At 70.7% G+C, this 21,121-nt stretch carries 19 protein-coding genes and 1 pseudogene; 15 read left to right on the top strand and 5 right to left on the bottom strand.

The window, feature by feature from the left end; translation table 11 throughout:
• Position 1: 1 nt before the first annotated feature.
• Positions 2 to 514 carry a DUF2087 domain-containing protein gene (locus tag KIK05_RS31390; RefSeq protein WP_214414504.1) on the bottom strand — a complete coding sequence of 171 codons (513 nt, stop codon included), beginning with the start codon at positions 512 to 514 and terminating at the stop codon, positions 2 to 4.
• A gap of 155 nt (positions 515 to 669) precedes the next feature.
• On the opposite strand from KIK05_RS31390, the gene KIK05_RS31385 reads away from it, so the two are divergent.
• Entirely contained in the window at positions 670 to 1,461 is a 792-nt protein-coding gene (locus KIK05_RS31385) for an SAM-dependent methyltransferase (RefSeq protein ID WP_214414503.1), read from the top strand.
• Between the two features lie 18 nt (positions 1,462 to 1,479).
• Here the strand turns inward: KIK05_RS31385 and KIK05_RS31380 are convergent, their stop codons facing one another.
• Both KIK05_RS31380 and KIK05_RS31375 read right to left on the bottom strand, forming a co-directional pair.
• Positions 1,480 to 1,893: a cupin domain-containing protein gene (locus KIK05_RS31380; RefSeq protein WP_214414502.1), complete on the bottom strand. Its 414-nt coding sequence runs from the start codon at positions 1,891 to 1,893 to the stop codon at positions 1,480 to 1,482.
• 99 nt (positions 1,894 to 1,992) lie between these two features.
• Entirely contained in the window at positions 1,993 to 3,090 is a 1,098-nt protein-coding gene (locus tag KIK05_RS31375) for an NADH:flavin oxidoreductase/NADH oxidase (RefSeq protein WP_214414501.1), read from the bottom strand.
• A gap of 126 nt (positions 3,091 to 3,216) precedes the next feature.
• On the opposite strand from KIK05_RS31375, the gene KIK05_RS31370 reads away from it, so the two are divergent.
• The 6 genes from KIK05_RS31370 (at position 3,217) to KIK05_RS31345 (ending at position 8,943) form a co-directional block, all read left to right on the top strand.
• On the top strand, positions 3,217 to 3,570 hold the full coding sequence (locus KIK05_RS31370) for an ArsR/SmtB family transcription factor (RefSeq protein WP_308250191.1): 354 nt from the start codon (positions 3,217 to 3,219) through the stop codon (positions 3,568 to 3,570).
• Between the two features lie 203 nt (positions 3,571 to 3,773).
• Positions 3,774 to 4,649, top strand: coding sequence for a MurR/RpiR family transcriptional regulator (locus tag KIK05_RS31365; protein ID WP_214414500.1), 876 nt, complete (start codon positions 3,774 to 3,776; stop codon positions 4,647 to 4,649).
• A gap of 6 nt (positions 4,650 to 4,655) precedes the next feature.
• Positions 4,656 to 5,405, top strand: coding sequence for a sugar isomerase domain-containing protein (locus KIK05_RS31360; protein WP_214414499.1), 750 nt, complete (start codon positions 4,656 to 4,658; stop codon positions 5,403 to 5,405).
• 99 nt (positions 5,406 to 5,504) lie between these two features.
• A complete protein-coding gene (gene ngcE / locus KIK05_RS31355; RefSeq protein ID WP_214414498.1) occupies positions 5,505 to 6,932 on the top strand; it encodes an N-acetylglucosamine/diacetylchitobiose ABC transporter substrate-binding protein in 1,428 nt (475 codons plus the stop codon).
• Between the two features lie 139 nt (positions 6,933 to 7,071).
• Entirely contained in the window at positions 7,072 to 8,010 is a 939-nt protein-coding gene (locus KIK05_RS31350) for a carbohydrate ABC transporter permease (protein WP_214414497.1), read from the top strand.
• 12 nt (positions 8,011 to 8,022) lie between these two features.
• Positions 8,023 to 8,943 (top strand): carbohydrate ABC transporter permease, encoded by a 921-nt coding sequence (locus tag KIK05_RS31345; protein WP_214414496.1) that lies wholly within the window; start codon positions 8,023 to 8,025, stop codon positions 8,941 to 8,943.
• 30 nt (positions 8,944 to 8,973) lie between these two features.
• Here the strand turns inward: KIK05_RS31345 and KIK05_RS31340 are convergent, their stop codons facing one another.
• Positions 8,974 to 9,369 carry a hypothetical protein gene (locus tag KIK05_RS31340; RefSeq protein WP_214414495.1) on the bottom strand — a complete coding sequence of 132 codons (396 nt, stop codon included), beginning with the start codon at positions 9,367 to 9,369 and terminating at the stop codon, positions 8,974 to 8,976.
• Between the two features lie 10 nt (positions 9,370 to 9,379).
• Complete coding sequence (locus KIK05_RS31335) at positions 9,380 to 9,661, bottom strand: WhiB family transcriptional regulator (RefSeq protein ID WP_214414494.1); 282 nt, start codon at positions 9,659 to 9,661, stop codon at positions 9,380 to 9,382.
• 380 nt (positions 9,662 to 10,041) lie between these two features.
• Between KIK05_RS31335 and KIK05_RS47355 the strand changes: the two genes are divergently transcribed.
• From KIK05_RS47355 to KIK05_RS31300, 8 genes and pseudogenes are all read left to right on the top strand, one after another.
• Positions 10,042 to 10,563, top strand: a complete 522-nt coding sequence (locus KIK05_RS47355; RefSeq protein ID WP_214414493.1) for a MarR family winged helix-turn-helix transcriptional regulator — start codon at positions 10,042 to 10,044, stop codon at positions 10,561 to 10,563.
• A gap of 430 nt (positions 10,564 to 10,993) precedes the next feature.
• Entirely contained in the window at positions 10,994 to 14,707 is a 3,714-nt protein-coding gene (locus KIK05_RS31325) for a nitrate reductase subunit alpha (protein WP_214414492.1), read from the top strand.
• Positions 14,707 to 16,305, top strand: coding sequence for a nitrate reductase subunit beta (gene narH, locus KIK05_RS31320; RefSeq protein WP_214414491.1), 1,599 nt, complete (start codon positions 14,707 to 14,709; stop codon positions 16,303 to 16,305). Before KIK05_RS31325 ends, narH begins: the two co-directional genes overlap by 1 nt.
• Positions 16,302 to 17,030, top strand: a complete 729-nt coding sequence (gene narJ / locus KIK05_RS31315) for a nitrate reductase molybdenum cofactor assembly chaperone (RefSeq protein WP_214414490.1) — start codon at positions 16,302 to 16,304, stop codon at positions 17,028 to 17,030. Before narH ends, narJ begins: the two co-directional genes overlap by 4 nt.
• Positions 17,027 to 17,737 carry a respiratory nitrate reductase subunit gamma gene (narI, locus tag KIK05_RS31310; RefSeq protein WP_214414489.1) on the top strand — a complete coding sequence of 237 codons (711 nt, stop codon included), beginning with the start codon at positions 17,027 to 17,029 and terminating at the stop codon, positions 17,735 to 17,737. Before narJ ends, narI begins: the two co-directional genes overlap by 4 nt.
• A 37-nt stretch (positions 17,738 to 17,774) precedes the next feature.
• Positions 17,775 to 18,287: pseudogene (locus tag KIK05_RS49485) on the top strand (HPP family protein); the annotation flags it as partial.
• Positions 18,288 to 18,785: 498 nt separating this feature from the next.
• Complete coding sequence (locus tag KIK05_RS47350) at positions 18,786 to 19,028, top strand: hypothetical protein (protein ID WP_250563759.1); 243 nt, start codon at positions 18,786 to 18,788, stop codon at positions 19,026 to 19,028.
• A 774-nt stretch (positions 19,029 to 19,802) separates the two neighbouring features.
• Positions 19,803 to 20,549, top strand: coding sequence for a hypothetical protein (locus KIK05_RS31300; protein ID WP_214414487.1), 747 nt, complete (start codon positions 19,803 to 19,805; stop codon positions 20,547 to 20,549).
• Positions 20,550 to 21,121 lie beyond the last annotated feature (572 nt).

Below are 21,121 nucleotides of genomic sequence, written 5' to 3'. Positions count from 1 at the left end.
CTCAGACCTCCACCGAGCCGCCGCTGCGCCAGTAGACGTTGTTCTCCCTGCTCAGCAGGCCCTCGTCCACGAGGTACCGGCGCAGCGCGGCGTAGTCGTCGTGAAAGGCGCGCAGCACGACGTTCACGTCCTTCTCGGGGTAGCGGACGCCGGGCTCGAAGAGACGGGCGATGTAGTCGAGCACGACCAGCCTCTTGTCCCGCCGCGAGGGGATGGCCCGCAGCCGCCCGCCGACCAGGAAGGTCTGGACGACGCGGTCCTCCGGTGAGACCGGCACGACCGGTTTGGCGGTGGCGTGCAGCAGTTCGCGGAACCGCTCCCGCCGGGCGTGCCAGCCGTCCTCTCCCCGCACGGCGAGCCCGCCGCGCTCCAGCCGCTCCAGGGCGCGCCGTACGGCGTCGTGCGCGAGGCCCGCGTCCTCCGGCTTGCCGTTCAGCACCAGCGCCGACAGCACCCGCAGGGTGTCCTCCTGGTACAGCAGCCCGAGGACCTGCCTGATCTCCTGCTCGCTCATCGTTCCTCAGCAATCGCCTCAGCCGGTGGGATCGCGGTGCCCGCCGGACGCCGACACCTCTATGATCCCTATCTCTCCCGGCCGGACGCGACGCCGCCGCCCGCTCCCGCCGTAGGATCGATCATCGCACCGCCGATCCGGACCCAGGGAGCACCGTGCCGGCCGACGACATCACCCCCGCGGGCGTGGGGGCCGGCACCGCCAACATCGCCCGGATGTACGACTACTGGCTGGGCGGCAAGGACAACTTCGCCGTCGACCGCGAGAGCGCGGAAGAGGTCGTGAAGATTTCACAGGGCCGGGTGCTGCGCGGCGTACGCCTGAACCGCGACTTCCTGGGCCGGGCGGTCAGGACGGCGGCCCGCGCCGGCGTCCGCCAGTTCCTCGACCTCGGCTCCGGGCTGCCGACGCGGGAGAACGTCCACGAGGTGGCCGGCCCGGACGCCCGCGTGGTGTACGTCGACTACGACCCGGTGGTGGCCGCCCACGGGCGGGCACTGCTCGCCACGTCGCAGGACGTCGGTTTCGTCCATGCCGACCTGCGGCGGCCCGGCGAGATCCTCGGCCACCCCACCGTCCGGAGGCTGATCGACTTCGCCGAGCCGGTGGCCGTGATGTTCGTCTCGGTGCTGCACTTCGTGGACGACGCCGACGATCCCCGGCGCATCGTGGGCGAGTACCGCGACGCGCTGGTGCCGGGGAGCCACCTGATCCTGTCCCACCTGGCCAAGGACGACTTCCCCGACAGGATGGCCGCGACCGAGCGGGTGTACGAGGGCGCCAGCGCCCGGCTCGGCGCTCGCTCGCGGGAGGAGATCCTGGCGCTGTTCGACGGCTTCGAGCTCCTCGAGCCGGGCCTGGTCGGCCCCACCGAGTGGAACGCCCCTGAGCTGGCCCTGTCGGCCGAGAAGTTCGCCGGCCTGGTCGGGGTGGGCGTCAGGCGGTGAGCGCCGCGGGGCCGCCGGTCACCGCTCCGGGCGCCGGTCGTGGCTGGCGCGGTACTCTTCGTCGGAGACCGGGCCGTGCCAGTGGGTCGCGCCGCTGGCGGTGACGGCGATGTGGACGAAGGTGTCGTCGGCGGTGGCGCCGTGCCAGTGCCTCTCCCCCGGTTCGACGTGCACCCAGTCGCCCGGCCCGACCTCGGTGCCCTTCGTCTCGCCCTCGCGGGTGATCACGCCGCGCCCGGCGATGACGTACAGCGCCTGCTCGCCGTCGTGGGTGTGCCAGCCGGAGCGGGCCTCGGGCTCGTAGCTGAACCGCTGCGCCCGCAGGCCCTCCGGCCGTACCTCCTCCAGGATCCGCGTCTCCCACACGCCGCCGGTGAACCTCTCCGGCCCCGGTCTGGTGGACCTGACCTGTCCCTCTCCCACGAACCTCATCGTGACCTCCCCTGACGGACCCGCTCGCCCGGAACGTACCCGCCCAGTCAACATGATCTCCGCCGTCCGGTGAAGATCTCGGCGAGGTCCCGTGCGGGGTCAGACGGCGCGGTGGTACTGGTCGGGCCAGCGGGGCTCGGCGCCGAGCTCGCGGGCGGCGAGGTTCGGCCAGTACGGGTTGCGCAGCAGTTCGCGGCCGAGCAGGACGGCGTCGGCCTGCCCCGAGGCGACGATCCGCTCCGCCTGCCGGGCGTCGGTGATCTCGCCGACCGCGCCCACGGGCAGGTCCGTCTCGGCCTTCACGCGGGCCGCGAACGGCACCTGGTACCCGGGGCCGGTGGGGATGCGGGCCCCTGGGGCGTTGCCGCCGGTGGAGGTGTCCAGGAGGTCGACGCCGTGGGCGAGCAGCTCCTTGGCGAAGCGGACGGTGTCGTCGGCGGTCCAGCCCTCCCGCTCGTCCTCGGGGTTCTCGGTCAGCCAGTCGGTGGCCGAGATGCGGAAGAAGACGGGCAGGTGGCCGGGCCACACCGCCCGGACGGCGTCCACGACCGCGAGCGGGAACCGCACGCGGTTCTCGTAGGAGCCGCCGTAGGCGTCGGTGCGGCGGTTGGTGTACGGCGAGAGGAACTGGTTGATCAGGTAACCGTGCGCGCCGTGGACCTCGGCCACCTGGAAGCCCGCCTCCAGGGCGCGCCGCGCCGAGGCGGCGAAGGCCTCCACGAGCTCCTCGATGCGGGCGACGCTCAGCTCGTCGGGGGTGGGATGGGCTTCGGTGAAGGGAACCGGGCTCGGCGCGACCGGTTGCCAGCCGTGCCGGTCGGGCCCCGCGGGCCCGCCGCCGCGCCAGGTGCGCTCGGTGGAGGCCTTGCGGCCGGCGTGGGCGAGCTGGATGCCCGGGACGGCGCCCTGCCGGCGCAGGAAGGCGGTGAGGCGGGTGAACCCCTGCTGCTGGGCCTCGTTCCACAGTCCCAGGTCGTAGGGACTGATCCGCCCTTCGGGCGACACCGCGGTCGCCTCGGTGATGATCAGTCCGGTGCCGCCGGCGGCGCGGGCGGCCTGGTGGGCGAAGTGCCAGTCGTTGGGAACGCCCTGGCCGGGCCCCTCGGGCGCCGCGCTGTACTGGCACATCGGCGCCATCCAGACCCGGTTCGGGATGGTGAGGCCCCGCAGGGTCAGGGGTTCGAACAACGCGCTCACGGCGGCGCTCCTTCTGGTGGTCGACTCGGCCCTGGGCGGACTTTAGTACGATAACTGACGTAGTACGCCATATGTCAAACTACGAAGGTCCTCGTACAATAGGAGAGATCGACCAGGAGGAAGCCCGTGCCGCCCACACCCGCAAGGACGCTGGACCACCCCGCCCGGGAGGAGATCCGGCTCGAATCGGTGCTGCACGCCCTGTCCGACCCGATGCGCCTGCAGGTGGTGCGCCACCTTGCCGGGCTCGGCGAGGGCGAGGAGGCCCCCTGCTCGGCCATCGACCTGGCGGTCACCAAGTCCACCTCCACGCACCACTTCCGGGTGCTCCGCGAGGCCGGGGTGATCAACCAGGCCTACCGCGGCACCGCCAAGATGACCAGCCTGCGCCGCGACGACCTCGACCTGCTCTTCCCCCGGCTCCTCGAGACCGTCCTGCACGCCGACGCCGCCCAGCGCGAACGGCTCGCCCGGGCCTGACGACCCACCGCCGTCCCCGCACGGGACGCGAACGGCGGGCCCCTGACACCTCCCGCGAGAGCCGCCACCACTCGCCCCGTCGCCGTATGGCCGCACGGTGGCCGTGGCGTGGCCGCTTGCTGGCCGAAATGTAACGAAGCCGGTCTTGCTAAGCGCGCCCGCCTGGGCAATTATTTTCATCCGATCACCCGAACGTGAAAGGAATGATTGTGGCCGGAGGCGCGCTGGGTCGTATCCAGACGGAGCTGCCCGGCCTGCCCGAGGCCCTGCGCCGCGTCGGCCAGGCGATCATCGCCGATCCCGCGGTCGCCGCACGCTCGACGATCACCGAACTCGGCCGGCGCAGCGGCAGCTCGCCCGCCACGGTCACGAGGTTCTGCAGGTTCTTCGGCTTCGCCGGGTACGCCGAACTGCGCGTCGCGATCGCCACCGAGACCGGCCGCGCGGCCCAGGCCCACTGGGGCGCGGGCGTCGGGCGCGAGATCGGCCCGGACGACCCGCTCACCTCGGTCGTCGAGGTCATGGCCACGGCCGACGCCCGGCTCATCCAGGAGACCGCCGCCCAGCTCGACCTCGGCGTCGTCGGCAAGGTCGCCGACGCCATCCTGGGCGCGGGCCGGGTGCTGATGTTCGGCGTCTCCACCAGCGGCGCGGTGGCCGCCATGCTGGAGGGCCGGCTGCGCCGCATCCGCGTGCCGTGCTGGAGCTTCACCGACCCGCACGACGCGCTCGCCGACGCCGCACTGCTCTCGGCGGGCGACGTGGCCATCGGCATCTCCCACCGCGGACGCACCCGGGAGGTGCTGGAGTCGCTCGCCGAGGCCGGGGCGCACGGCGCGACGACCGTGGCGGTCACCTCCTTCGCCCGCTCCCCGCTCGCCGAGGCGGCCGACCTGGTGCTGACCACCGCGAGCAGGGCGACGACGTTCCGGCCCGGCGGGCTCGCCGCCGTGCACTCGCAGCTGTTCGTCCTCGACGTGGTGTACGTCGCGGTCGCGCAGCGCACCTTCGAACGCACGGGCGAGGCGTTCGAGCTGACGATCAGGGCCGTTGAGAGCCACCGCGTGGAGAGGAGCTGAGACGAATTGGACATCAGTGCCGCCGCCTACGTCCAGAAGGTCGAGGGGCTGGTGCGCGAGGTCGCCACGAGCCAGGCGGGGGCCGTCCGTGAGGCGGCCGCCCTGCTGTGCGCCTCGCTGCGCGACGGCGGAGTGATCCAGGCGTTCGGCTCCGGCCACTCCGAGGCGATCGCCATGGAGATCGCCGGGCGCGCGGGCGGGCTGGTGCCCACCAACCGCATGTCGCCCCGCGACCTGGTGCTGTACGGCGGGGAGCCGCCGAGCGTGCTCGGTCCCGAGCTGGAGCGCGACCCGTCGATCGCCCACCGCATCTACGACCTCGCGCCCGTCCGGCCGCAGGACGCCTTCGTCCTCGTCTCCAGCTCCGGGGTGAACGGCTCGGTCGTGGAGCTCGCCTCCATCGTCAAGCAGCGCGGCCACGCGCTGGTCGCCCTGACATCGGTCCGGCACAGCACCGAGATGAGGTCCCGGCACCCGTCGGGGCTCAAGCTCCTCGACCTCGCCGACGTGGTCCTCGACAACGGGGCCCCTTACGGCGACGCCGTCATGCCGCTCCCGGAGGGCGGCACGTTCGGAGCCGTCTCCACGATCACCTCGGCCCTGCTGGCCCAGATGACGGTCGCCGAGGTCGTCAGGGAGCTGCTGGAGGCCGGGGAGGTGCCGCCGATCTACCGGTCGGTCAACGTCGTCGGCGGCGACGAGCACAACCGCGAGCTCGAGGACCGCTACGCGGGACGGATCCGCCGCGGCGCCTGACCGCGCACCACAACTTCCGACACAGACCACCCGCCCGTACGGGCCCCCGCGCACAGGGGGCCCGGGCGCGGCGGACGCTCCAGCCCCCCAGGAGGATTCATGGCGGACAACTCCTTTTCCCGGCGAGAGCTACTGCGAAGCGCCGCTCTCGCGGGACTGCTCCTGCCCTCTGCCGGCGCGCTCGCGGCGTGCGCGTCCCCGGCCGGCGGCGGTGGCTCCACCGGTCCCAAGGTGGTGCCCACCGGGCCGAAGACGGCCACCAACCCGCTGGGCATAGCCGAGGACAAGCCGTTCGAAGTCGTGATCTTCGACGGCGGGTACGGCGACGCGTACGCCAGGACCATCCACGAGCCGCTGTTCAAGAGCAGGCACCCGAAGGTCGAGATCAAGCACTCGGCGACCAAGGAGATCTCCAAGACGCTCCAGCCCCGCTTCGCCGGGGGCAACCCGCCGGAGTTCGTCAACAACTCCGGCGACAACTCCATGGAGTTCGGCGCCCTCGCCCAGGACGGCCAGCTGCAGGACCTCACCGAGCTGCTCGACGCCCCGAGCTGGGACGACCCGAACGTCAAGGTGCGCGACACGATCCTGCCCTCCGCCATCGAGCTCGGCACCTACGACGGCAAGTACTGCGTGCTGGAGTACGCCAACACCGTCTGGGGCATCTGGTACTCCAAGAAGCTGTTCGACGACAACGGCTGGAAGGTGCCGAAGACCTGGGACGAGTTCACGGCCCTCTGCGAGAAGATCAAGAAGTCGGGCAAGTGCGCGCCGTTCACCTACGCCGGCAAGCACCCGTTCTACATCTACGAGACGATCCTCACCCTCGCCGCGAAGATCGCGGGTGTCGACGTGCTGAAGAACATCGACAACCTGGCCGACGGCGCGTGGAAGGCCGAGCCGGTCATCAAGGCGGCGACCGCCTTCGCCGAGATCGGCTCGAAGTACCTCCTCCAGGGCACCGAGGGCCTGGACCACATCCAGACCCAGACCGCGCACAACAAGTACGAGGTCGCCATGCTGCCCTGCGGCTCCTGGCTGGAGAACGAGCAGAAGGACTCCACACCCGCCGACTTCGGGTACGCGATGTTCCCGCTCCCCTCCTTCTCCGACTCCGACGCCCTGCCGTACGGGACCGTGCACTCCCGGCCCGGCGAGGAGTTCTTCGTCGCCGCCAAGTCGGCCAACCCGCGGGCCGGCATGGAGTACATCCGTGCGATGCTCTCCAAGGAGGGGGCGAGCAAGTTCAGCGAGCTCCTCAGCACGCTCACGGTGGTGAAGGGCGCCACCGAGGGACACAACCTCAAGCCCGGCCTGCAGAGCGCCGCGGCGGCCCTGCAGGCGGCCGGCCCCAACATCGTCTACTTCCGGTTCCGCTGGTGGTACAAGCCTCTCCACGACGAAGTGGCCGCCGCCACCGGGCAGCTGATGTCGGGCCGCCTCAAGGTCGACGAGTGGGCCGACCGCTGCCAGAAGAAGGCCGACGAGATCAAGAACGACTCCTCGGTCAAGAAGTTCACCCGCTGACCTGCGGGCGCCGGGGAGGCCACCGAGGCGCTCCCCGGCCCCGGCCGTCCCCGACAGAAAGCAGAACCCACATGCCGCGCTCGGCCCTCCCGGCCCGCCGGGACGTCGCCACGGTCGCAGAGGTCGCACGGGAGCTCGGATGACCGGCAGGACATCACTCGCCATCAACCGGACGGCGTTCACACGGGCGCGGTTCATCGTGAGCTTCCTGGCCGCCCCGGTGCTGCTCTACCTGATCTACGTCATCTCGCCCTACGCGCAGGCGTTCTACATCGCCATGACGAACTGGCGCGGTGTCAGCGCCGATCCGCAGTTCGTCGGGCTGGAGAACTTCGGGCGGCTCCTGTCCGACGACGTCTTCTGGAAGGCCGTCGGGCACAACGGCCTCCTGCTGGTCCTGCTGCCGCTGCTCACCATCGTGATCGCCCTGTTCTTCGCGTTCCTCCTCAACGCGGGCGGCGCGAGCGGGGGCGTGGCCGGCATCTGGGGGTCGGGGTTCTACCGGGTGGTGTTCTTCTTCCCGCAGGTCCTGGCCGTCGCGATCGTCGCCGTCCTGTTCCAGCAGGTCTTCCGGCCCGACAAGAGCGGCATGCTGAACGCCCCGCTGATGGCCCTCGGGCTGAAGCCGGTCGGGTTCCTGTCCAACCCGGACGTGGCGTTCTGGTCGATCCTCGGCGTGCTGGTCTGGCAGGCCGTCGGCTTCTACGTCGTGCTCTTCTCGGCCGGTATGGCCTCCATCCCCCGCGAGATGTACGAGGCCGCGCAGATCGACGGGGCGGGGCGGGGCCAGATGTTCTTCCGGGTCACGCTGCCGCTGCTGTGGGACACCGTGCAGGTCGGCTGGATCTATCTCGGCATCGCCGCGCTGGACGTCTTCGCCATCGTCTGGGTCATGACCGCCGAGCAGGGCGGCCCCGACCATTCGACCACCGTGATCGCCGCCGAGATCTACCGCAACGCGTTCCAGTACTTCAGGTTCGGCTACGCCTCGGCGATGGGCGTGGTCCTGTTCTTCTTCACGGTCGCCTTCGCGGTGGTGGCCATGCGCCTGTCCCGCCGCGAGCGGATCGAGTTCTAAGGGGGCCGTGCGATGGTTTCGCAGGCGGGAAAGGTGCGGCTCAGCCGGAGCGCGGCGCGCGAGCAGCGCAGGGTCAGGCTCGGCCCGCTGTCGGGCCTGTCCCACGTGGCGCTGGTCGTGTGGACCGTGCTGGTCGTCGTCCCGATCCTCTGGACGTTCCTGGCCTCGGTGAAGAGCGAGGACGAGATCTTCGGCAGCGCCTGGTCGCTCCCCGCCACGCTGCGGTGGGACAACTGGGCGCGGGCCTGGGAGCACGCCCACATCGGGCAGTACATGCTCAACAGCGTCGTCGTGGTGGCGTTCGGCACGTTCGGCACGATGCTGCTGGGGTCCATGGCGGCGTACGTGCTGGCCCGGTACCGCTTCCGCGGCAACCGGGCGATCTACCTGCTGTTCGTGTCCGGGCTGGCGTTCCCGGTGTACCTGGCGCTCACGCCGCTGTTCTTCGTGGTGGACAACATGGGACACCTCCCGCTGATCGGCCAGTTCATCGGCCTGGACACCAGGGGCGGGCTGGTGCTGGTGTACATCGCCTACTCGCTGCCGTTCACGGTGTTCTTCCTGTCGGCGTTCTTCCGCACGCTCCCGCAGGCGGTGGCGGAGGCGGCGTTCGTGGACGGGGCGTCGCACAGCCGGGTGTTCTTCCAGATCATGCTGCCGATGGCCCGGCCGGGCATCGTGAGCATCACGATCTTCAACGTGCTGGGACAGTGGAACCAGTACCAGATCCCGCTGGTGCTGCTCAGCGGCCAGGCGAAGGACAAGTGGGTGCTCACCCAGGGCATCGCGGACATCTCCACCTCGGCCGGCTACGACGCCGACTGGTCGGCGCTGTTCGCGGCGCTGAGCATGGCGATCCTGCCGATGCTGGTCATCTACACGATCTTCCAACGCCAGATCCAGGCGGGCCTCACCGCGGGCGCCCTGAAGTAGCCCCGTCACACGACCGCCACCCCCCGCCGGTCACCCGTGGAGGCGGCGCTTCTGCTCCGCCTCGGCGATGTGCCGGCGGCCTTCCACCAGGTCGTCCCTGACCCGTTCCTCCAGTTCGGTGAAGCGGCGGTGGTAGCCGTCGTCGTACTCCTCGACCACCTCGTACGTCCACATGTCCGCGAACACCGCGGCGCCGGACATCGCGGCGCACGCGTCGGCCTGCTCGTCGTGCCCGGCCCGGCGCAGCAGTTCCGTCGCCTCGGCGAGCTGCCGGTGCGCCCGCCCGGTCAGCTGGTGGAAGGTGTACAGGTGGCCGCGTGCCCGCTCGACGGTCTCCATCGCGTCGGCCAGCTTGCTCAGGGCGTCGACGGTGGCGTCATCGACCCCGGCGGGCCGGCGCTCGGGAGCGGAATGATCGTCTCTCATGACACGACAGTTACCCCGTGCTGTAGTGCCACTCCCGCCGGCGCACTGTGACCGTCCTGCGCTCGTCGGGGTCGGTGCCTCCCCAGATGCCGTGCTCCTGGCCGGTCGTCAGGGCGTAATCGAGACAGGGTGTCCGCACGGGGCACCGGCGGCACACGGCCTTGGCGCGTTCGTGCTGGACATGGCCGGGGCCCTTGGCGCTGATCGGGAAGAAAAGCTCAGGGTCCTCACCGCGGCAGGCGGCACGGCGCAGCCACGAAACGGCTGGTAGCACGATGTTCTGGGTGATCATGACAGTCCCATGAGAGTGAGCGATCTGTGACGGCCTCATAGCTCAGCCGACAAGTCGCGTGCCCGCTCTCGATGGCTTGACACCTGTTTGGGGATAAATAACCAACCCTATTTTGCCGTTTCCGTCATACCCGTTTCGCCCCCCTTTACTCACCCCCTGGCGCCGGCTGGCGGACGGGACACCCGCCCGTGTCACATGGTCAGGGACTCGCCATGATCGATCGGGGAAGGGTAGAGTGCTTCTCCCGCAGATAGGGATGGCAGGCACTCGGCCCGGCCCGGCTCGGCGTCGCTCGCCGGGTCGCCTCTCCCGCTTCCCACGGCCGCGCTCGCCGCCGCCCCTGACTTGGGGTCACCGATGGTCGAAGGGGTGCGCTGGAAGTGGTGGTGGGGGCTGCGTACGACGGCGGGGACGACCTACGCGGAAGCCGGCCGGAGGCCGCCGTGCCCGCGCAGGGCGACGAGGGTCCGTACGGCTCGGCCTGGCTGGTCGAAGAGGCGTCCCTGGTCCTGGTGGAGGTCACCCTGACCGCCCTCGCCGAGGTCGGAGAGCTGTCGCTGACCCAGTTACGGGCGATGCTGGCGGTCGACCGTCACGGTCCGCTGAATCTCAGCACGCTCGCGGCGCACCTCGGTATGACGCTCTCGGCGGCCGGGCGCCTGGTCGACCGGCTCGACGGCGCGGACCTGCTGAGCAGGTTCCCGGCCCCGCACAGCAGGCGCGAGATCCGCATCGAGACGACCGGGCAGGGGCGGCGGGTGCTCGAACGACTACGCTCGGCGCGGCGGCGGCGCATCGGCGAGGTGCTGGAACGCATGGAGCCCGCCGACAGGCAGGTGCTCGCCCGCGTCCTCCTGGGGTTCAGCGCTGCCGCGGAGACCGGGGACGACCTCACTTTCTGACAGATATACCGGCCACTGCCTTAAAGGCATTCGCCGTCATCGCCGAATGCCGAGACCTCGACCCTCCAGGCATTCTACGGAAGAAAAGTTAGCGTCGAGTTAACGGCAGGCGACACTCCCGCGTCGCAGCCGTATAACCCCTTTGCACGCCGTCGCCCCAGCTCAGATGCGGTCACAGCAGGGGCTGGCGCCCATATTTTGCCGCTATAGCCATATTTATGACCCCTCCTTCGACGAGTTTACGGAGGAGCGGAAATCGTAGCTCGGCTAATAGATTCCATGTGGACACTGTTTCATGGTAGAAATCGTCCCTGACACGCGTGTGGCCATCGGAGTCAGAGGCCATATTCAGGTCGATCGGTGCGGTGAGCGGGGCCGTCGGGCACGAGAACGGCCTCGCGCGACGCCGGCGCACAGGGAGGTCGTTGACATGTTCGACCGCAGACGACGGCAGACGGTGGAGCGGGCGGCGGCCGCCGCCGCGGACCGGCTCTTGCGGGCCGGCACGCTGCTACGGCGGGCCGAGACGACACCGGACCTACGCGTTCTCTACCGCACCGACCAGGACGTCAACGACGCCCCGTACCGCGAGCGGTGGGCCCACGACAAGGTCGTACGCTCCACCCACGGGGTGAACTGCACCGGGTCGTGCTCCTGGAAGGTGTACGTCAAGGACGGCCTGATCACCTGGGAGACGCAGCAGACCGACTACCCCAGCGTGGGCCCCGACCGGCCCGAGTACGAGCCGCGAGGCTGCCCCCGCGGCGCGTCCTTCTCCTGGTACACCTACTCCCCCACCCGGATCCGCTACCCCCACGCGCGGGGCGTGCTGGTGGAGATGTACCGCGAGGCCAAGGCCCGGCTGAGGGACCCGGTGGCCGCGTGGGCCGAGATCACCGGTGACCCGGACCGGCGGCGGCGCTACCAGTCGGCGCGGGGCAGGGGCGGCCTGGTGCGGGTGAGCTGGGAGGAGGCTCTGGAGATCGCCGCCGCGGCGCACGTACATACGATCATGACGTACGGGCCCGACCGGGTCGCCGGGTTCTCCCCCATCCCTGCCATGTCGATGGCGTCGCACGCGGTGGGAGCGCGCTTCATGTCGCTGATCGGCGCGCCGATGCTCTCCTTCTACGACTGGTACGCCGACCTGCCGATCGCCTCGCCTCAGGTGTTCGGCGACCAGACCGACGTGCCGGAGTCGGCCGACTGGTGGGACGCGGCGTACCTGCTGCTGTGGGGATCGAACGTGCCGGTCACCCGCACCCCGGACGCCCACTGGATGGCCGAGGCCCGCTACCGCGGTCAGAAGGTGGTCGTGGTCTCCCCCGACTACTCCGACGCCGCGAAGTTCGCCGACGAGTGGCTGCACCCTCATCCGGGGACCGACGGCGCGGCGGCCATGGCGATGGGGCACGTGATCCTGACGGAGTTCTTCGTCCGGCGGACGGTGCCCTACTTCCTCGACTACGTCAAACGCTTCACCGACCTGCCATTCCTGGTGGCCCTGGACGAACACGGGGACGGCTGCCACCTGCCGGGCAAGTTCGTCACCGCCGCCGACGCCGGGCTCGGCGGCGGCGAGGACGCCGGCGGGCGTCACGCCTGGCGCCCGGTGCTGATGGACGCGCGGCTGGGCGTCCCGGTCGTGCCCGGCGGCACGCTGGGCGACCGATGGGACCCGGAAGGCGCCGGGCGGTGGAACCTGCGCCTGGGCGAGGTCGACCCGCTGCTCACCCTGTACGAAGAGGGCGGCGAGAGCGCGGAGGTGCTGCTGCCGCGGTTCGACGACGACACCGGTTCGGTCCGGCGCGGGGTGCCGGTACGGCGGGTGGCGGGGCGCCTGGTGACCACGGTCTTCGACCTGCTGCTCGCCCAGTACGGCGTTCCCCGGCCCGGCCTGCCGGGGGCCTGGCCGGACGGATACGAGGACGCGTCCGACCCCTGCACCCCGGCATGGCAGGAGCAGATCACCTCGGTGCCCGCCCGGCAGGTGATCCGCATCGCCCGCGAGTTCGCCGTGACGGCGGAGAAGACCGGAGGCCGGGCGATGATCGTGATGGGGGCCGGGACCAACCACTGGTTCCACTCCGACACGATCTACCGGTCGTTCCTCTCCCTGTTGCTGCTGACCGGCTGCCAGGGCGTCAACGGCGGCGGCTGGGCGCACTACGTGGGCCAGGAGAAGGTCCGGCCACTGGCCGGCTGGCAGCAGCTGTCGACGGCCGCCGACTGGGTGCGCCCGTCCCGGCAGATGGCGGGCACGCCGTACTGGTACCTGCACACCGGTCAGTGGCGTTACGAGAGCTACCCGGCGAGCGCCTTGTCCAGCGCGGTGGGTCGCGGGCTGTTCGCCGGACGCCACACCGTCGACCTGGTGGCGCAGTCGGCCCGGCTCGGCTGGATGCCCTCCTATCCCACGTTCTCGGCCAACCCGCTGAAGCTCGGCGAGCAGGCCCGGGCCGGCGGCCAGGACCCCGCCCGCTGGGTGGCTGGCGAGATCGCGGCGGGCCGGCTGAACTTCGCCTGCGAGGACCCCGACGCGCCGGAGAACTGGCCGCGCGTGCTGACCGTGTGGCGGGCCAACCTGATCGGGTCCTCGGCCAAGGGCAACGAATACTTCCTGCGTCACCTGCTGGGGGCGCGCGACGGCGCGAGCGCCGAGGAGACGCCTCCCGAGGCGCGCCCGCGCGAGGTGACCTGGCGGGACGACGCGCCGCGCGGCAAGCTCGACCTGCTGCTCGCGCTGGACTTCCGGATGACCTCGACCACGCTGTTCGCCGACCTGGTGCTGCCCGCCGCCACGTGGTACGAGAAACACGACCTGTCGAGCACCGACCTGCACCCGTACGTGCACGCCTTCTCCCCGGCCATCAGCCCGCCGTGGCAGGCCCGCACCGACTTCGAGATCTTCCACGGCCTGGCGCGCAGGTTCAGCGAACTGGCGGCAGGCCGCCTCGACGTCGCCCACGACCTGGTCGCGACGGCCCTGCAGCACGACACGCCCGGCGAGACCGCCCAGCCGGGCGGTGGCGTGCCCGACTGGCGGCAACCGGGGCACGACGCCCTGCCGGGCCGGAACCTGCCGGTGCTGACAGTGGTCGAACGGGATTACACGGCCGTCGCCGACAAGCTGGCGGCACTCGGGCCGTTGCCGGAGGAACCGGGCATGACGGTGAAGGGGGTGACGGTCAAGGCGGAACCCGAGGTGGCCTGGCTGGCCGCGCGGTGCGGGCGCGCGGAGGCGGCGCCGGTCGCCGGGCGCCCCCTGCTGGACACCGACGTGAAGCTCTGCGAGGCGATCCTCGCGCTGTCCGGCACCACGAACGGGCGTGTCGCGGCGGAGGGGTTCGCCGAACTCGACCGGCGGTGCGGGCACGCGTCGGGCCTGGCGGAGCTGGGCGCGTCCGTCGCCGAGCACCGGGTGGTGTTCTCCGACACCCAGGACCGCCCCGTCGCCGCCGGCACGAGCTTCGAATGGTCCGGCAAGGAATCCGCCGACCGCCGCTACGCCCCCTTCACCCTCAACGTGGAGCACGCCAAGCCGTGGCACACCCTCACCGGGCGGCAGCACTTCTACCTCGACCACGACTGGATCGCCGAACTCGGCGAGCAGTTGCCGGTCTACCGCCCGCCGCTGGACATGGCGGCCCTCGGCGAGTGCGGGCCGGGCACGCCCGGCGGGGAACGCTCGGTGCGCGTCCGCTACCTGACGCCGCACTCCAAGTGGTCGATCCACTCGGAGTACCAGGAGAACCTGCTGATGCAGACCCTGGCCCGAGGCGGCCCGGTCATCTGGATCAGTGTCCCGGACGCCGAGGCCATCGGAGTCGCCGACAACGACTGGATCGAGGCGGTCAACGCCAACGGCGTGGTCGTCGCCCGGGCCGTGGTCTCCCACCGCATCCCCCAGGGCACCGTGCTGATGTACCACGTGCAGGAACGCCTGGTGAACGTGCCGAAGTCCCAGGCGAACGGCCGCCGCGGCGGCGTCCACAACGCGCTGACCAAGCTCCTGGTCAAACCGAGCCACCTCATCGGCGGGTACGGCCAGCTGTGCTTCGCGCCCAACTACTACGGGCCCACCGGCAACCAGCGTGACGCCGTCACCGTCGTCCGCCGCCGGTCCCAGGAGGTGGAGTACTGATGCGGGTCATGGCGCAGATCGCGATGGTGATGAACCTCGACAAGTGCATCGGCTGTCACACCTGCTCAGTGACCTGCAAGCAGACCTGGACCAACCGGGTGGGCACGGAGTACGTGTGGTTCAACAACGTCGAGACACGGCCCGGGCAGGGGTACCCGCGCGGCTACGAGGACCAGGACCGCTGGAAGGGCGGCTGGCGCCTGCGGCACGGCCGGCTGGTGCCGAGGGCGGGCGGCCGGGTGCGCCGGCTGGCGCGGCTGTTCGCCAACCCCGAACTCCCGCTGCTGGACGACTACTACCAGCCGTGGACCTACGACTACGACCTCCTGACCTCCGCGCCGCTCGGCGAGGACGTGCCCACCGCGCCGCCCCGCTCACTCGTGGACGGCCGGCCGACGGCGGTGACCTGGGGACCGAACTGGGACGACGACCTCGGCGGCGGGCCCGATCACCTGGCCGGCGACCCGGTGCTGCGGAAGGTCGGCGAGGATGTGCGCCTGCAGTACGAGCAGTCGTTCATGTTCTACCTTCCACGTATCTGCGAGCACTGCCTCAACCCGTCATGCGTCGCCGCCTGCCCCTCCGGCGCGCTGTACAAGCGGATGGAGGACGGCATCGTCCTGGTCGACCAGGACAGGTGCCGCGGCTGGCGCATGTGCGTGACCGGGTGCCCGTACAAGAAGGTGTACTTCAACCACCACACCGGCAAGGCCGAGAAGTGCACGATGTGCTACCCGCGGGTGGAGGCGGGCGAGCCCACGGTGTGCTCGGAGACCTGCGTCGGCCGGCTGCGCTACCTCGGCGTGATCCTCTACGACCCCGACAAGGTGGGCCAGGCCGCCGCCGTGCCCCGCGAGCAGGACCTCTACCCGGCCCAGCTCGGCTGCTTCCTGGACCCGGCGGACCCGGCCGTCGCCTCGGCCGCCGAGGCCGGCGGCATCCCGCACGAGTGGGTGGAGGCCGCCAGGAGATCCCCGGTGTACGCGCTCATCGCGCGTCACCGCGTGGCGCTGCCGCTGCACCCGGAGTACCGCACCATGCCGATGGTCTGGTACGTGCCCCCGCTGTCGCCCATCGTGGACGCCCTGGCCGAGACCGGGCACGACGGCGAGGACGCGTCGAACCTGTTCGGCGCGATCGAGAGCCTGCGCATCCCGCTCGGCTACCTCGCCGGACTGTTCACCGCCGGGGACACCGCGCCGGTCGAGGCGGCGCTGCGCAGGCTCGCCGCGATGCGGGCGCACATGCGCAGGCTGAACCTCGGGGAGGAGGCCGACCCGCGCATCGCCGCCGCGGTGGGCATGGAGCCCGCGCAGATCGAGCAGATGTACCGGCTGCTCGCGCTGGCCAAGTACGACGAGCGGTACGTCATCCCGACGGCGTACACCGCGGGGCACGGCGCCGGCGACGACCTCGCCGGCGGGTGCAGCCTGGACGGTCCCGGCGGACCCGGCATGCTGGAGCAGGCGGACGCCTTCCACGCCCCGGTGGCGGTGAGCGGCGACGACCGGCTACGGGGACGGGTGAACCTGCTGAACTGGGACGGCCAGGGGACGCCCGCGGGCCTCTTCCCACCCCGCGCCGAGGGCACACGATGAGCGGCCCGATCCCCGCCCCCTGGCGCCGGCAAGCACCGAACGGCCCCGTCTCCGAAGACCAGACAGAGACCAACGGCCCGGCATCCAAAGGCCGGGCGGAGGCCGGCGGGGTGCACGCCTCCGTGCGCCAGGCGGCCTCGCTGCTGCTGCTCTATCCCGGCGACGACTGGCCGCAGCGGATCCGCCTGGTGGAGCAGGCGCTCGCCCCGCTGCCCGGCCCCGCCGCACCCCTGCGCGAGTTCTGCACCCGCACCGGCCCGGCGGACCCGCTCCAGCTGGCCGCGGACTACGTGTCCACCTTCGACCGCAGCCGCCGGCGCACCCTGCACATGACGTACTACCTGGACGGGGACACCCGCCGGCGGGGCGCCTCGCTCGCCAGGATCAAGGAGCTGTACCGAGCTCACGGCTGGCTGTGCGGCGCGGAGGAGTTGCCCGACTTCCTGCCGCTCATGCTGGAGTTCTCCGCCCGCTGTCCCGGTCCCGGTGAGCGGCTGCTCGGCGAGCACGCCCCGGGCCTGCGGCTGCTCGCGTCGGCCCTGGAGCACTTCGGCAGCCCCTACGCCGACGTCCTGGGTGCCGTGCTGTCCACCCTGCCGGAGCCGACACCGGCACAGCTCCGCCGGGTGCGGGCGGTGGCCGAGGCCGGTCCGCCCACCGAGAGCGTGGGGCTGGCCCCCTACCCGCCGACAGCGGGACATGCCGAACGAGGAGCGCACGCATGAGGCATCTGCAGATCGCCGAGTGGGGAGTCCTGCCCTACCTGGTGCTCGTCCTTTTCGTGGCGGGGACGGCCTGGCGTTACCACTACGACCGTTTCGGGCTGACGACCCGCTCCAGCCAGTTGCACGAGAGCCGCCTGCTGAGCGTCGGGGGCCCCGTCTTCCACTTCGGGCTGCTGTTCGTCATCGCCGGGCATGTCGTCGGCATGCTGGTGCCGGAGGGCGTGACCGAGAGGCTGCACGTGCCGGAGTCCGCCTACCGGCTCAACGCGTTGCTGGTCGGCGGACTGGCCGGCCTGGCCACCGTCATCGGCCTGGCGATCCTGCTGTGGCGGCGGCTGGGGGTGCCGGCCGTCCGCCGGGCCACCAGTCGCAGCGACGGCGTGCTCTATCCGGTACTCGGGACCGTCCTGCTGGCCGGGTTGTGGACGACGCTGGTGGGATCGGCGACCAGCGCCTATGACTACCGTCTGGGGGTTTCGGTGTGGTTCCGCAGCCTGTTCACACTGCAACCGAACGTCCCCGCCATGGCGCACGCACCGCTGGTGTTCCAGCTCCACACCATGCTCGGCATGGCGCTGTTCACGCTCTGGCCCTTCAGCCGCCTGGTGCACGCGTTCGCGGCTCCTGTCGGATATCTGCTACGTCCGTACATCGTCTACCGGTCACGCGGCGGCAACACACCCGCCGACCACGGCGCAACGCGGTGACAGCCATGGAATCCGGCCCCACGTCCCGGCGGTCGCGATGACAGCCATGGCTCCGGGTCCCGCATGGAGAGGGTCACGGTGGCAGCGGACGGGCCAGGCAGCCGTGACGGCGGCCCAGGCGGGTGCCTGCATCGCGGTACCCGCCGGGGTCGCATGGCTGACCGCGCAGCCGTTCGTCTTCCCCTCACTGGGCCCGACCATCTTCCTGGCCCTGACCGCGACATCCGCCTCCACGGCCAGCCCGCGCAACACGGTGCTCGGGCATCTGGTCAGTGCGGCCGCCGGATACACCGCCTTGGCGCTGACCGGCCTCACCCGCACGCCGCCCGATCTGTCCCATCCCGACGGGCACCGGGTGACCGCCGTCACCGTGGCCTTGGTGCTCGCCTGCGCGGGCATGCGGCTCGGTGACGTGTGGCACCCACCCGGCGGCGCGACGACGCTCATCGTCGCTCTCGGGTTCCTGCGTACGCCTGGGCAGCTGTCCGTCCTCATGACCGCGGTAACCGCCACCGCCGCCGTCCTCCTCACGGTCAACCGACTGTCCGGACGCCGCTACCCGGCATGGTCGTCCCCGGAGGGCCCGCTACGGCAACGGGAGAGATCTCCGTCGGCGACGGCGACAGGGTCACCTCCACCTTCGACGGAGACGGGGGCGGAGATGTCCGCGACGGCGACGACAACACCTCTGTCCGCGATGGCGACGGCAACATCTCCACCCCGGACCGAGGCACCTTCACCTCGGACAGAAACATCTCCACCTCAGACCGCAGCACCTTCACCTCAGACCGGGGCATCTCCACGTCGGACCGGGGCATCTCCACGTCGGACCGGGGCATCTCCACGTCGGACCGGGGCATCTCCGCCCGTAGCAGAGCCTGGAACACCTCCGTCTCCGACCGCCACGGGAGCATCCCCAGCCCTGACCACGACGGGGAAATCTGCGTCCGCGACGGTGAGGAGTGGACGCGGGCTGCCGGTGACGGACGAGGCTCCGCGCAGAGCGGCCGAGATCTTGATAAAGGCCAGCACCACCTCGGTGTGGCCCGTGGCTCGGGACCGCGCCGTCCGCATCCTCGGCAAGGGCGACACCTTGCGGGAGGAGGCCTTGCACAGGCGGCTGGCCGCACTGGCCGCCGGTACGGGGAACGGCACGAGGGATCACGCCGTCGAACAGCTGGCTGGCGAGTTCCGCGCCCTGCTGGACCAGGACAAATCCGCACTTATGACACTTCGCGCCTTCAACGACATCGTCGGCTACCTCCTGGAAGTGATCCCAGGTGGCCGATGACGCCCTGCGATCGCCGCCTTGACGGTCGCGGCTGGCGGATGGCGTTCGAGGGGTGGCGGGGTGGCGTTCGAGGGGTGGCGGGCTGGCGTTCGAGGGGTGGCGGGCTGGCGTTCGAGGGGTGGCGGGCTGGCGTTCGAGGGGTGGCGGGCCTGGTCGTAGCCGTGCGTGTGGTGCCTGGGCTGGCGTGGCCCATGGCGTCTCGCAGGTCACGAAGGGCGGCGCCGGCGTCAACCGAAAGAGGGCGAAAGAGCGTCGCAGCGAGTGCGGGGTGAGCCGGTACGGCCGACGGGATGGGACGCGCACAGCCGGTACGGCCGACGGGATGGGAAGCGCACCAGGCGATGCGGTGGATGAGTTCGGTGATGGCCCCGTCGATCCATGCGTTTGCCACCGACGCGGTCCGGATGCTCCGGTGACGGACGGCGGTCCCCGCAGTCGCTGTTCGTGCGACGGGCCATCGCCGAAGCGGCCGGCCAAGACCCGGCGAACCTCGGAGTGGTCGCCGCCGAACGCCTGTTTCACCGGCTGTCCGGCGAGACGGCTCCGCCGAACGCCTCCCTGCCCCCCCTGCCTGATCGCGCGCGGCTCCGGCGAGCTGCCGTCGTGCCGTCCTGATTTCTCAGGGACGATTTCCGCTTGAGGCCGCGCCGTAATCGCCGTGAGCACGCCGGCAATCGGATCCGGATCACGCGGCAATCCGACGTAGACGGCCCCCGGCGACCGTAGTCGAGGCCCCCGCCACCACGGGCGAAGACCCCCGACGAAGGAAGCACGATGGCAGAGACGACGCACGCCTCGCACAACCCCGCCGAAGAAGCGGTACCCACGACGAAGGTCAAGGAGTGGGCCAGCGCGACCCGCATCGAGCTCGGCCAGTGGATCAAGACGCTGAAGCTCAGCAGCGAGCTCAGGGAAGCCGCCGAGGCGGTGTGGAAGAAGCTCGGCGCGCTGGAGAGCGCCCTCGTGAACAAGACGCAATCCGAGACGGAAGCGCGAACGGCCTTTGTCACGTGGGTCGCCGAAAATGACTGGAACGGCGGGTTCGCGTGGTATCTGGAGGAAAAGGCCAAGGTGGTCGCCGAGGCCAACAGGCGCAAGGCCGATGAAGCCATCCAGCGTTTCATCGCCACCGCCCGCACCGAGGCCCAGAAGGCGACCAAGACACAGGGCGGGCTGGGCACGGTGGTCGCCGGCCTGGCCGACATCGCCACGCAGCAGACTTTCACCGGAACGAGCGGCGCGTATCCGTACCTCCCCGCCAACGGGAAGCATCCGATCATGGAATCGCTCCTCGCCAGGACCGGGCAGGGCGAGGCGTGGACAGTGGACAACTGCGCCGAGGTCGACGCGATGAACAAGTACCTTTACGCGATCAAGGCGCAGCTCATGACCGACGTCCACGGCAAGAACCTGTACTTCCACGCCGAGACGTGGAACTGGGACAAAAGGATCTGGCAGCCCCGCAGTGCCTGCGGCAACTGCGACAACTGGATGAAGATCATCGGCGCACGCCGCGTCTGACCGGCCACCACTCCCCCGCCACTCGACCCCAACTTCGATGAAGGTTCGAGACGGACACCGCTGGACGGGAGCGACGGGATGCGTGTCGATCGGATGACGCACTTCGACCGACCCCGCTAACCATCGCCGGCCAGCCACCGAGGACCGTCGAGGCATCAGCAGGTCCTGGCTGTCGTCGAGAGGGTCGCAGGAGCGGCGGCCGATCGAATGACGCACTTCGACCGATCCCGCCAACCAACGCCGGCCGGCCACCGAGGACCGTCGAGGCATCAGCAGGTCCTGGCTGTCGTCGAGAGGGTCGCAGAAGCGGCCGCCGATCGGGATCAAGCCCTGTTCTGAACGCTCCCGCCGCACAGCAAGTCAGCTACGTCGATCTTGCATTGATGGGGAGTGCAGGTGATCAAGGTGTGCGGGTGGAGTACGTCGAACTCCGACAACCGCACGCGGATCCCCTCGACCTCGTGGGCCCACCCCCACGGGGTCGACGACGAGCGTCCGGCTCTGATGCCGGGGTCATCCCGCAAGGGCGACGCGCCGCCACCTCCCGTTTCTCACCACCGGTCCCGACACCG

The sequence above is a fragment of the Sphaerisporangium fuscum genome (assembly GCF_018531465.1).
GTDB lineage: Bacteria > Actinomycetota > Actinomycetes > Streptosporangiales > Streptosporangiaceae > Sphaerisporangium > Sphaerisporangium fuscum.
Note: the sequence above shows the minus strand (reverse complement) of the source record. Positions and strands in the feature narration are given on the sequence as shown.